We start from the raw sequence: 11,881 nt of genomic DNA on the forward strand, positions 1-11,881 counted from the left end.
GCGCATGGCATTTGTATGAGAGTGCACCACCCGATACCTGCTACACGACCACAAAGTTTTTGGCGTTGATTGCCCATTCCTCGCCGTCTTTGATCAGGAGGAAGTGATTCACAAAATTCATGCCCAGCACGCCTTTCTCCTCGAGCGTGGCGGTGGCAACGGTGCCGTCCACGCGCAGATGGGAGATGACCGGCTCGTACTGCGCCTGCGCCTCCGCTGAGGGCGGGTTAGCCTCCATCGCCTGGTAAAACGGCTCAGGGCCACCGGTCAGCAGATCCGGGCCCAGATAGCCCACCATCATGGCCGCCGGATGGAACGCCGACTTCAGCATCGACACGTCTCCGCTGCGGGTCCCCTCGATGTAGCGTTCGATCACGGCACGCGCGGCCGCTGTCTCATTACTCATATGATTGCTCCTCAAAGACCGGTTCCCCGCCGATCACGGACAGCACCACCTTAGTCGCGCTGACGTCCCGAATCGGCACCTCAAAAATGTTCTGACTCAACACTATAAAGTCGGCGTCTTTGCCGACTTCCAGCGATCCCGACCGATCACCTACCCGGTTGGCAATGGCGCTGTTATGGGTAAACACGCGCACCGCGGCTTTGAGGTCCACAGCCTCCTCCGCAAACTCGGGCTCCAGGTTGCTCTTGACCGGGTCACTGCGCGTGACCATGGCCTCGATACCAGGCCACGGATTGGCGGTGGGGACCACCGGCCAGTCGGAGCCATAGGTCACCAATGCTCCGGCCGCCAGCAGCGTTTTGACCTGCCATGCGGGAACCCGATCTTTGCCGAACCAGGTTTCCCAGGTCAGCCCAGGTATTGGATACCACAAGATGGGGCACATCTCGGCGGCAACGTTCAGCTCCTTAAAGCGGGGAACGTCATCGGGATGAATCATTTCCGCATGGGACACCTCGTGAATGATGTCCTGGTTGCCGCTGGCTTTCCTGGCGGCCTCGAATGCATCCAGTGCCGCCCGGGCGGCCGCGTCGCCGGTCGCGTGGATTTTGACGCTCATGCCCTGTCGATCCAGCTCCACCACGTCGCGGGTCAGCTCATCTGCCGGAATCATCAGCTTGCCCTTATGGTCGGGACCCACCACGTCGTTGGGCTCGTAGGGCGCCAGCAGGGCCGAGGTGTACGTCATGGGCACGCCGTCCAGCATGATCTTGGCGAAGTTTGGATCGATCATCGACGTGCGGTTGGTTTCTCGAGCCCCCATCAACGCCCGCTCATCGTCGCGGGACAAAGCCCAAGCGCTTTTCCAGGTCAGGCTGGTCTTGATTCGGGGAATCAGCTCGCCGGCCGCGTCCAGGGCCTGGTAAGCGGCCATCAGGTCGGTGGTGACAATCGCGTCTTTGATCGTGGTGATGCCGTAGGGCACCACCTGGTCCAGCGCCCACTTCAGCGCCGCGGCGGTTTGCGCTTCGGTGTAGCGTGGCAGCAGCTTTCGCTTGCTGTAGGCCGCGTTGTCGAACAGCAGGCCCGTCGGCTCACCGCTGCTCACGTCGCGCTGGATGACGCCGCCCGATGGATCGGGCGTATCGCGATCGATCGCAAACGCCTCCAGCGCCAGTGTGTTCACCCACGCATGGTGCACCGACCAGTCCATCAGAAACACCGGATTATTCGGCGCAATCTCATCGAGAACGATCTTCGGCAGCTTGGGATTATCGACGAAATACACTTCGTTCCACTGACCACCCCGAATCCATTCCCCCGGCTCCGCTTCGGCGATACACCCGCGCAGAATTTCCAGCGCCCTGGTGAGGTCGGTTGTGAGGAAACTGCACTCCAGCGTTCGGGAGATGCCGGCGTCAGCCGGATGCATGTGGGTATCGTGGATACCCGGCATCATCGTCTGCCCTCCCAGGTCCACCAGCTGCGTCTCGGCGCCCGCCAGTTTGAGGACTTCTTCGCTGGCCCCCAGCGCAACAATCTTGCCGTCGGTGAGCGCCAGCGCCTCTTGCCAGCTATCGCTGGCGTCAACCGTGTAGATCCGGGCGTTGTGGTAAATCGCGTCCGGGCCTGCCGCGACGCCGGTGGTATCAGCGCTCGTCGCGGTTTCCGCCGGCGGCTCGCCGCAGCCGCTCACCAGCGCAAGGATCAACAGCAGCACTATCGGTCTGATCATCACTCTCTCCCTCAGCCCCCCGACTGTGCGTCGGTTCTTGTCAGCCCATGGAAATATGGCACACGCAAAGCTTGTTGCCGTCCAGGTCACGGAAATAGGCGCCATAGAAACCATCGCCGCGCGACCCCGGGGCGCCTTCGTCTTTGGCGCCCAGCTCAACGGCTCTGGCGTAGGCTGCATCGACCTGTTCGCTGCTGCCGGCAGCAAGCGCCACCATCACCCCGTTGCCGACGCTCGCGACCTGCTCGTCGAACGGCTTCATGACGCAAAACATCGGTTGGTCCGGCGCCACAGCCCAGGCGTAGCCGCGGCCGAAATCCATGGCGCGCTTGCCGCCGAGCATGCCCAGCAGCTCGTCATAGAACGCGGTTGCAGCAGGCAAATCGTTGGTTCCAACGGTGGTGTAAGGGATCATGACGGGGCCTCCTCAAGGCAATGGCAGGTTGCTCGGCCGGGCGAAAGGCGAAACCGCTCAGGTCTGTCAAGCGCCGCGCCGGCCGCTGGCAGGCGCTGACAGATTTGCCAGCTTAAGCAAAGCGCGGTAGTTTGTGAACACGTTAACTTTTCGTGGCGGGGCCCTGGAAAATGCTCTATCAGAATTTTCCGCTGTCGGATGTCGCTCCCGGGCAACGCTTCGAACACTTCTCCGGTCTGGTCAATCGGCTGTTCAGTCCCACCCGATGTCGACTTCCCAAACGCCCGCCGGCGCCATTCAACGGCGCCGTCGACACGGTAAAGCTCGAGCGCCTGGCCATCGCCAACGTCGCCACCTCCGCGGTGAGCGTGGACCGACTGCGAAGCCACATTGGGCAGATCAATGAGGGCAGTTGTCTGGTGAAGTTTCAGCTCGCGGGACAGTCGAGTTTCGAACAGTGTGGGCAGGTGGCACACCTGCTGCCGGGCGACTTTGTAATCTGCTCCAACACCGAACCTTATCGGCTCCGATTTGACGGGCCCTACCGGATGTCGGTGCTGGCCATCGACGAAGTCACAGCTAACCGAATGCTGAGAAATCGGGAGCAGCTTCTCGGTCAGCGGATGCCGGCTGAAGACCCCAGCTGCGCGCTGCTGTCCAGCTTTGTCGCCAACGTCGCCGGCAAGCTGTCAGCACTGCCGGAGACGATGGCCGAGCGAGTCGAGCACACCATCATCGATCTGCTCGGGGGTGTCGTGACCGCGCGAACGCAGAGCGGCGTGCCCGTCCGGCAGCCGGCCGCGCAAACGCTCATGGCGGTGAAGCAGTTCATTGAAACAAATCTGTGCGACCGACGCCTCGGACCGGCGATGATCGCCTCAAACTTTGCGATCAGTACGCGTTACCTGCACAAGCTGTTCTCCGCGGAACCCGACACGGTTACCCGATACATCCGCTCGCAGCGGCTGGCTGCGTGCCACGCGATGCTGCAGGATCCCACGGCGCGGAATATGACCATCACCGAGATCGCTATCCATTGGGGGTTCTACGATCTGTCGCACCTGACCCACGCCTTCAGCGAACGCTACGGCCGCTGTCCGAGTGCGGTGAGGGCCGACGAGGACTCGCCCGCCGCCTGAGCGGGTCAGGCAGCCAATACGAACCGATTGCGCCCCTGGTTCTTGGCGCTGTAGAGCGCTTGATCCGCGCGGCTGATCAGGTCGTCCGGGCTCTCGTCGCGCTCGGCAGCGTAGCCCGCAACGCCGATGCTCACGGTCACCTCATCGAGTTCTTCTGAAACCTGACGCACGAGGCGTCGTGCGAGGCGGGCTGCCGACAGGTTGTCGCAGCGCGGGACAACCACAGCAAACTCCTCGCCGCCGTAGCGTGCAACCACCGTGTCGTCGCGAACGTTGTTGGCCAATACCCGGGCGAGTTTGGACAGCAGCCAGTCACCGGCCTGATGGCCATGGGCATCGTTGTAGCGCTTGAAGTGATCAACGTCCACGAGGAGCAGCGCCATCGAGGTGCCGTATTCCAACACCTCGTCGAAGACTTCACACATTTTCTGGTCGAACAGGCGGCGATTGCCAACCCCGGTCAGCGCATCACGCTCCGCCTGATCTCGAAGCTGTCGATTGGCGACCTCCAGCTCCCGGGTCCGTACCTTGACGGTCTCGTCGAGCGCCCGGTTCTGTGCCGCAAGCCGCGCAACCTGGCGTCGCTGCATCGCGGTGACTGCTACGAGCAGCAGCGCCGTAACAAAGAGCAGCGCCAGCGATCGGGCCCAGATTGCCTCGAACCAGCGCGGTACCACAGAAAAGACGCGGGGTTCCAGGGTGTAGATTCGGCCGGTGCCGGTACGCGCCTCGGCCTCGAGCGTATACGTTCCGGCCGTCAGGCCTGCGTAGCTGACCTCGCCACGCCCGCTCCAGCTCGACCAGCGTTCGCTCTGACCCAGCAAACGGCTGCGATAGACGGTTGAGGCGGCCTGATCCAGATCGCTCAGTCGGAATCGCGCCTCAACGCTGGCGCTAGTGCCGGCCAGGCTGAGCTCTCCCACCAGAGGCAGTGCCTGGTTGTCACCATCGTTGCTGTCCACCCGAACGAGCTCCGCCAGGCTGAGCGCCGCGCTGCCGGGTGCGGACGAGACCTCCGGCTTGTAGTGGAATACTTCACTGGCCCCGCCGATCCAAAGCGAGTTATCTGCCGCCAGCATCACGGCATCGATCGCTCCCGAGTCCAAGCCACTTAAGTCCGTCACGGTCCAGAAACCGGCCCGACGGCTGTAGAGCGCTCGATAGTTGTAGCCCCAGATGGATCCGTTAGGCCCATCGAAAAACGACAGTACCTCGTTCGTCGGCTTGAGGTCGCTCAGACCTCCAAGGTCGTCAGCCAGGAAGCGGACGCCGTCAAAGCGATAGGTGCCGCGGCTTGTGCTGACCAAAGCGCCGACCGAGCTCTCGCTGACCACGACAAACCCGTCCTCGCCCACCACAAGCCCACTGTCGGGCCCCATGGACGAAAGCTGAATCTTTAGACCCTCAGTTCGGTCCAGCGATGCCCTCTTGAGACCGTGCGCTTCGGTCCCCGCCCAGAGGGTGTCGCTACCCGCCCGGACCAGGCTGGTTATCCGCATACCCAGCGTTTCCGCCCGGTCGACCAGCACCCAGCGCTCTTTGCGTTTCTCAAAGACGGCCAAACCGTGCTCGTTGCCCGTCCAAAGCACGTCAGGGGAATCTTCATTGATCAGCAGGTATCGGGGATACAGGTTGTCCGGACCCAGTCGAACCGCCTCGCCGTCGCGGACCAGCTTCAGCTCGTGAGAGGTCGCCAGCAGCAGGCCGTCTTCGGTTGGCAGCAGCCCCCAGGCTTCGCCGGTGGACCAGTTTTGCCGGGTGAACGGACCGGTGATCTTCGCCCCATCCAGGTTCGCTTGGTAGACCCCGGCGCCGGTCATCGCATAGAGCTGCTGCCCATTCATGACAAGGTCGTGCACCGTGCCCCGCAAACCGGTGGTCCGTGCATATTTAACCCAGGACGCCGGCCAGGGCAGCCGGAGCACCCCCTCGTTGCCGGCCACGAGCACCGCGCCGTCGTTGGAGAACGCCACGTCCGACAGAAAGCTCCCGGCGACCGGGGCCTGCTCGAAAGTACCGCGTGAGACATCCAGCACGCGTACCGTACCGTCCGAGCCGCCGAAAACGACGGTGTTGGCGTCAACTGCGCGCCCGCCTGTGAGCAGCTCGAGCGGGGCGTCGGCAGCCAGGTTGAGCGCCCGGGTCCCGCGTTCGGACCACAGCATCAATTCCGGAGAGCGGGTGTGCAGCAGGGCCTCGTCGCCGGCCAGTGGAATCAGATTGCGAATCAACGGCGAGGCGAATCGCTCGCCGCCACGAACCATGTGAAAGGCGCCGTCCGTCCCGAGGCGCTTGAGCCCCTCGCCGCGCCACTGGACATAGACGCTGCCGCCCACCTCAGACACGGCGCCGAATCGACCCGGGTGACGCCACAGGCCCAGCGGCTCGCCGTCAGCACTGACGGCAAAGAGGTGGTTCAGCGCGGCAAAGTAGACAGCGTCTCCGGTCACCAGCATCCGCCAGACATCGGAAAAGGTCTCCTGCCCAAGCGCTTTTTCAAACGTGGGGGTCAGGTCAACAAAACGGTCGACGCCCGTTTCATCCCGACTCAGGTAGCCGAAGCTGTTGCTGGCGCCGACCCAGATGCGACCATCGCGGCCCATCGCAAGCTCGCGTACCGGTCCTACGGTTGGCAGCGCGATGGCGGACCATCGATTGCCGTCAAAGCGAAGGACCTGCTGATCGTGGCCCAGGTAGACGGTACCGTCAGCCCCCTGCACCACCGAAAAGAACTGCGGATAAACCGGCAGGTCGGGCTTAAACCGCGATACGAGGACTTCCTGCGCAAAAGCAGACGGCGCGGCCAGAGTTAGGGCCAAGACCCAGGCCATCGTCGTAAGCAGCAGCCGCCAATCCGGGCGGCGTTTTTGAGTATCCATACCAACGCACCCCCATGCTGAGCCACAGTATGACCGGGCAGCAGCGCGACGGAGGTAACACAATGTCAACTCGGCTTAATCTGTGATCGGAGTCACAAGGAAAATCAAACGGCCGTTTGAATTGGGCGATGCTGAGCGGACGGCTCCCATGTGCCAGGCGTAGCGATCCTTAGCGCTGGTGGGCTCAGTAGGTGAAGTTGCTGGCTTTGCGAAAAGGCGCGGCGAGCAGGGAAGGAAAATCGGTCGGATGCAGCGTCACGGCCAGCCGCTCGAGGGCGTCGACGACCGACGGGCTCGGCCGCGCAAAGTAGTCCTGGCCGTCGGCGACAAACACGCGGCCGCCGCTGACCGCCCGCAGGTCCCGCCATTCGGGAATTTCATCCATCGCCCTGAGATCAGCCAGTGTTTCCGGCACGTGGTAGCCACAGCAGGCGATCATCAGGATATCGGGATCGGCCGCAACCAGCTGCTCGATGTCCGTGGTTTGGCTCGGCAGGCCCGGTCGCCCTAGCACCTCGGTAGCGCCCGCCAGCTCAACCAGCTCCGGATTCCAGTGTCCGGCGTTGAACAGCGGCTTGAGCCACTCCAGGAACGCGACCCTGGGACGGCTGGCCCCGGTGATCCGCCGGCTCTGTTCGGCGACCTGCGCCACGCGCTGACGGAGCGACGCCTCAAGCTCGGTGGCCCGATCGGTGCTGCCCAGGACATCACCGAGGCGCCGAAGGTCGGTGAAGATGTCATCGAGGTTATTCGGATTGAGATCGACCAGCGTTGGCTTGCCGGGCAGCGAGGCAATCGCTTCCTCCACGTCCCCCGTGGCCACCGCACACACATCGCACAACCCCTGAGAAACAATCACGTCGGGCGCCGCTTTCTCCAGCGCGACAATGTCGAGCTCGTACAGTGCGGTATTGGTGTTCAGATGGTCGCGGACGAAGGTGTCGATGGTCTCGCTGGAGCGCTCGCTGGGAACAACGGTTGCTGTCAGGCGCCGAAGCGGTTTGATGTTCGGCGGCAGGTCGCAGCTGTGCGACACGCCGACGAGGTCATCTTCGTGGCCCAGCGCAAGCACCATGTCGGTGGCGCTGGGGAGCAGTGTGGCGACCCGCAAGCGACAGGGCCCGTCAGGCGGTTGCTGCGGAAGCTTTGGTGGACCGCTGAAGCCAGACAAACAGGCCGAAGATGATCGACGCATAAAACGCGTCACCGGCGATCGTGTTGACGAAAAACGGCAGCCCCATCACGTAACACTCGATCAGGCCAGCCCAGGTTTGCGGATAGTAACCGGCTGCCCAGACACCAAAATTTGAGGCCAGGAAAAACCACAGCGAGCCGCTCAAGACGCCGCCGGCTCCTCGGGCCACGGTGAGCCTTTGCCCAAGCCAAAAGCGTCCGGCCAGTGCCGTACCCGCAATGCCGACGTAGACAAACAGCATGGTTACCGGGTTGTAGCCGCCGATCAGCAGATCACCGATTGCCATCGGCACCATCGCCACCAGCCAGGACCACCGCGGATCGAGCCGAGCGCCGGCAAACAGCGCAATCGCACCGATGGGCGTCACGTTCCATGGATGCGGAATCAGTCGGGCGAGCACCACCAGCGCCAACAGCAGCAGAATATCTGGCCGGGCGACGAGTTTTCGCCACATTTCTTGAACAGCGGTGTGTTTCATTCAGGTCTCCTGCGGCTCCACCCGAGCCGACGATCTTAAAGCCAGGGCCCTTTACCCTGGCATTGTCGGTGGATTTGCTGGCCGGTCTCCGGGCTCACACGGACGAATTTGACGCCCCGGCCGCCTTCCCGCACGCTGCTCGCGTGCAGTGGCTGGATGGCCGAATGGTGTTTACCGTTGCGGGGGCAGCAGCGGATTTTCACCGCTTTCCCGTTTAACCCGGCAGGTGAGCGAACGATGCCTCTGCCGGGACCACAAACCACGCAACACTGTAACCTACGACGGGCGACAGTCAAATGTCCCGAAGGGATTCGGGCAACGCCGCACACTTGTTAACCTGACATACCCCTTTCGAGACGCTCAGGTTCGGGACGCCAGCGCCAGCTTCTGACGTCGGCTGAGCTTTTTGATCGCGGCTTCCCGCTTGAGGGCACTGGACCGAGTGTGTCCGGCTTCGACGTACGCGATACGCGTCGGGGTGCGGCCGCGGAAGAAGCGGGCCGCCCGGCGGCCGCCGCTTTGATGCTCGCTGAATCGGCGCTCCGGGTCCGTGCTGACGCCGGTGTAGAGCCGACCGTCGCTGGCTTCAATCATATAGACCGACCAGCGTTCCAGCACGGAGCTTAGTCCATCGCCAGCCGGGTTGTGCCAGCGGTGAATAGCAGCGAACGAACCTCGTCAACCAGCTTCACGTTAACCAGATGATGCTGCTCCGGCCAAATCGCTCGCAGCACCGTGTTGCTGACCACCAACGACCCCAGCTTGAGGTCCCCACTGTGCTCCTGATAGACCCAGAGGTAGCGCCCTTCCGCTTCCTGACCCACGAGGTCGAGCGAAACGGGGCCGCGGTCGCGGAGGCCCACCTGAAACCGGCTAGCCACGTAGGCCGCAAATCTCGCCTGGTCTTCGGGATTGCTCAGGAGGTCGCTGGACGGCCAGCCGAGATCGCGCGCCGCGTGCTCAACGTCGTGCAGCAGGAAGCGATGAATCACCTCAACCTTCCCCGTGCGGGGATTGTTTTCGATTGTCGTGACCGCCGCCTTTTGCTCGTGAGCGATCGCAAGGTTGGCGCCAAGCAGCAGCGCCAGCCCAATCAATCGACGAAAAGGGCTGTTCATCCGTCGGAATTGTCGTCGCTAGCCTCAGCCTCGGCAGCCGGCTCGTCCGACTCCGGCGGCGTGATTTCAGCATTGATGTCACGCATGATTTCGCGCTGCGCCCAGCCTTCCCGAGGTTCTTTCCGGTAGGTCTCGATCCGCGAGGGAATCATGCGCCGCGGGTAGTGGTTGTTCTCCACGTCAGCGTCAGCCGTTTCCCACAGAGGGTCGACAACGACCTGAACCAGCTCACGATCGGATACCAGCAGCTTCTTGACGGCGCGCGGCGACCGTCGCCAAATCTCGGCGGGAATGTCCAGCCGCTCCGTTTCGCCGTCAGCATAGGTCAGCTGCAGGATGATCGGCATGGGCAGGCCACCGATGTTGCTGAACTCCAGCAGGTAATACTTCTGGTCTTCTTTGACCGCCCGCGCCAGCGCCGTCCGCTCCCACGGCTCCATCTCGTCCAGTAGCTTCAGGTACTCGTTGCGGTCTTCGTTGGTGACGGTGAACTGGTCGTTCTCGTCGTAAAAATCCCGAACTTCCGGGTTTTCGTCGATCCACAGGGTCTTGCCCTCCTCTTCGTTTCGCTGGACGAAGATCGAAGGAGGCTTGTCCGCTTCTTCTTGGCGCCGGCGCGGAAAGTCGATGTCCGGATTGAGCGTGTCGAGCCGCAGCTGATAAACCCGATCCAGGGAGATGTCTACATGGTCGGTGGTGTAAAACCACCCGCGCCAGAACCAGTCCAGGTCAACGCCTGAAGCTTCCTCGATGGTGCGGAAGAAATCGGCCGGCGTGGGGCGCTTGAAGCGCCAGCGCCGCGCGTACTCTTTGAACGCGAAGTCAAAAAGCTCGCGACCGAGAATGGTCTCGCGAAGGATGTTCAGCGCAACGTTAGGCTTTGAATAGGCATTGGGCCCCAGATTCAGCACGCTGTCAGATTGGGTCATGATCGGGACCTGCTGATCCGAGACCATGTAGTCGACGATGTCGCGCGGTTCGACACCCCAAGGGATATCCGGATCCCATTCCCGCCCGGCTATTCCGTCGAGAAAACTGTTCAGCCCCTCGTCCATCCAGGTCCACTGGCGTTCGTCGGAATTCACCGTCATCGGGAAGTAGATGTGCCCAATTTCGTGGATCACAACGCCAATAAGAAATCGCTTCTCGGCCAGCGGGTAGGTACGGCGACCGTCGTCCTGCAGGTCGGTGCGAGGCCCGTTGAACGTGATCATCGGGTATTCCATGCCGCCGACCGGGCCGTTGACCGACTGCGCCGTCGGATAGGGGTAGTCAAAGGAAAAGCGCGAGTAGACCTTCATCGTGTGGACGACGGCTGCCGTGGAGTACTTCGACCACAGCGGCTCCCCCTCTTTGGGATAGAAGGACATGGCCATCACTTCAGGCTGGACGTCGCCACCCTGCTGGTAGCCCTGCGCGTCCCAGATGAACTTCCGAGAGGATGCCCAGGCAAAATCGCGAACGTTTTCGGCTCTGAACCGCCAGGTGCGGGTCTTGTCGGTGCCCTGCCGCTCTTTCTCCAGCGCCTCTTCGGGCGTGACGATGAACATCGGACTCTCCGCGGCACGCGCCTGACTAAGGCGATCGCGCTGCAGCGGCGTGAGTACTTCGGCGGGGTTTTGCAGCACGCCGGTCGACGACACGATGTGATCAGCCGGTACGGTCATCGCCACTTCGTAGTTACCGAACTCAAGCGTAAACTCGCCGCGACTCAGAAACTCTTTGTTGGTCCAGCCTTCGTAGTCGGTGTAGGCCACCAAACGGGGGAACCACTGGGCAAGCAGGAAAATGTCGTTGCCACCCTCACGCTCATCGTCGGGAAAGTGCTCATAACCCGCCCGCGCCGCGACCGCATCTTCTTCCATGATGTTGTAGGCATAGGCGATGGTCATCGCGGTGCTGACGCCCGGCGCCAGCGGTTCGGCCAGGTCGACCCGCATCAGCGTTCCAACGACGGTGTGCTGAAGGTCCACGTCGCCGGCGCGTACGCTCAGGATGTCGTAACCCGGCGGGGTATCAGCGAGGAACTGCTGCCGTCGCAGTTCGTCCAGGCTCAGGCCCGGCGGTTCCTTGTCTTTGGCGTCGCGAACGGGTGGGCCTCTTCGCCCGGCGGTAGCGAAGCCGTTTGAGAGTTCGGCGATCGAGTCAGGCCGGAAAACGTTCTGGTCAAGCTGCAGCCACAGGTAGCGCAACGTGTCCGGAGAACGGTTGTGGTACGTGATGGTGAGCTCACCGCTGAGTCGCCGGGCCGCTTCGTCGAGCGTCACGTCGATGCGGTAGTCCACCTGCTGCTGCCAGTATTGCGGGCCGGGTTCCCCGGCGGCGTTCCGGTAGACGTTCGGCGTCGGCAACACCTCGTCGAGCTGACGGAACAGATCTTCGAAATCACCCTTCGTTTGTTTCACGACGGCAAACGCGCTGCCGCTCAGCAGGAAAGCGCATGTCAAACATGCCATGGCGGACCAGCGGAGCGGTTGGTCGAACTCTTGTCTCACGTGGCAACCTCCTGAATGAGG

At 62.5% G+C, this 11,881-nt stretch carries 10 protein-coding genes and 1 riboswitch; of the genes, 1 reads left to right on the plus strand and 9 read right to left on the minus strand.

Features of this window, described 5'->3' with window-relative positions; translation table 11 throughout:
* Positions 1-40: 40 nt before the first annotated feature.
* Genes AAF358_14355 through AAF358_14365 form a run of 3 tightly spaced genes read right to left on the minus strand, consistent with a single transcriptional unit; the run spans position 41 to position 2,556 of the window.
* Positions 41-406 (minus strand): nuclear transport factor 2 family protein, encoded by a 366-nt coding sequence (locus tag AAF358_14355; GenBank protein MEM7706738.1) that lies wholly within the window; start codon positions 404-406, stop codon positions 41-43.
* Complete coding sequence (locus AAF358_14360) at positions 399-2,141, minus strand: amidohydrolase (GenBank protein ID MEM7706739.1); 1,743 nt, start codon at positions 2,139-2,141, stop codon at positions 399-401. The genes AAF358_14355 and AAF358_14360 overlap by 8 nt, the downstream gene beginning before the upstream one ends.
* A 40-nt stretch (positions 2,142-2,181) precedes the next feature.
* Positions 2,182-2,556, minus strand: a complete 375-nt coding sequence (locus tag AAF358_14365) for a VOC family protein (protein ID MEM7706740.1) — start codon at positions 2,554-2,556, stop codon at positions 2,182-2,184.
* 170 nt (positions 2,557-2,726) lie between these two features.
* On the opposite strand from AAF358_14365, the gene AAF358_14370 reads away from it, so the two are divergent.
* On the plus strand, positions 2,727-3,695 hold the full coding sequence (locus AAF358_14370) for a helix-turn-helix domain-containing protein (GenBank protein ID MEM7706741.1): 969 nt from the start codon (positions 2,727-2,729) through the stop codon (positions 3,693-3,695).
* A 5-nt stretch (positions 3,696-3,700) separates the two neighbouring features.
* Here AAF358_14370 and AAF358_14375 read toward each other — a convergent pair whose 3' ends face one another.
* The 6 genes from AAF358_14375 to AAF358_14400 form a co-directional block, all read right to left on the minus strand.
* Positions 3,701-6,574, minus strand: coding sequence for a diguanylate cyclase (locus AAF358_14375; protein ID MEM7706742.1), 2,874 nt, complete (start codon positions 6,572-6,574; stop codon positions 3,701-3,703).
* A 184-nt stretch (positions 6,575-6,758) separates the two neighbouring features.
* Positions 6,759-7,685 (minus strand): ABC transporter substrate-binding protein, encoded by a 927-nt coding sequence (locus AAF358_14380; protein MEM7706743.1) that lies wholly within the window; start codon positions 7,683-7,685, stop codon positions 6,759-6,761.
* Positions 7,686-7,698: 13 nt separating this feature from the next.
* Positions 7,699-8,247 carry a DUF6580 family putative transport protein gene (locus AAF358_14385; GenBank protein MEM7706744.1) on the minus strand — a complete coding sequence of 183 codons (549 nt, stop codon included), beginning with the start codon at positions 8,245-8,247 and terminating at the stop codon, positions 7,699-7,701.
* Between the two features lie 61 nt (positions 8,248-8,308).
* A riboswitch (cobalamin riboswitch) is annotated at positions 8,309-8,519 on the minus strand.
* An 88-nt stretch (positions 8,520-8,607) separates the two neighbouring features.
* Positions 8,608-8,865, minus strand: a complete 258-nt coding sequence (locus AAF358_14390) for a GIY-YIG nuclease family protein (GenBank protein ID MEM7706745.1) — start codon at positions 8,863-8,865, stop codon at positions 8,608-8,610.
* Positions 8,866-8,870: 5 nt separating this feature from the next.
* Positions 8,871-9,365, minus strand: coding sequence for a DUF6702 family protein (locus tag AAF358_14395; protein MEM7706746.1), 495 nt, complete (start codon positions 9,363-9,365; stop codon positions 8,871-8,873).
* Positions 9,362-11,821, minus strand: coding sequence for a M1 family metallopeptidase (locus tag AAF358_14400; GenBank protein ID MEM7706747.1), 2,460 nt, complete (start codon positions 11,819-11,821; stop codon positions 9,362-9,364). Before AAF358_14400 ends, AAF358_14395 begins: the two co-directional genes overlap by 4 nt.
* Positions 11,822-11,881 lie beyond the last annotated feature (60 nt).

It is taken from the genome of Pseudomonadota bacterium (assembly GCA_039033415.1).
Lineage (GTDB): Bacteria > Pseudomonadota > Gammaproteobacteria > Xanthomonadales > SZUA-38 > JANQOZ01.

What these genes read in the sequence shown, in the direction of transcription:
- AAF358_14400 (MEM7706747.1), bottom strand. Translation starts at nt 11,821, where the DNA reads ATGGCATGTTTGACATGCGCTTTCCTGCTGAGCGGCAGCGCGTTTGCC.
- AAF358_14375 (MEM7706742.1), bottom strand. Translation starts at nt 6,574, where the DNA reads ATGGATACTCAAAAACGCCGCCCGGATTGGCGGCTGCTGCTTACGACG.
- AAF358_14385 (MEM7706744.1), bottom strand. Translation starts at nt 8,247, where the DNA reads ATGAAACACACCGCTGTTCAAGAAATGTGGCGAAAACTCGTCGCCCGG.
- AAF358_14355 (MEM7706738.1), bottom strand. Translation starts at nt 406, where the DNA reads ATGAGTAATGAGACAGCGGCCGCGCGTGCCGTGATCGAACGCTACATC.
- AAF358_14360 (MEM7706739.1), bottom strand. Translation starts at nt 2,141, where the DNA reads ATGATCAGACCGATAGTGCTGCTGTTGATCCTTGCGCTGGTGAGCGGC.
- AAF358_14395 (MEM7706746.1), bottom strand. Translation starts at nt 9,365, where the DNA reads ATGAACAGCCCTTTTCGTCGATTGATTGGGCTGGCGCTGCTGCTTGGC.
- AAF358_14365 (MEM7706740.1), bottom strand. Translation starts at nt 2,556, where the DNA reads ATGATCCCTTACACCACCGTTGGAACCAACGATTTGCCTGCTGCAACC.
- AAF358_14370 (MEM7706741.1), top strand. Translation starts at nt 2,727, where the DNA reads ATGCTCTATCAGAATTTTCCGCTGTCGGATGTCGCTCCCGGGCAACGC.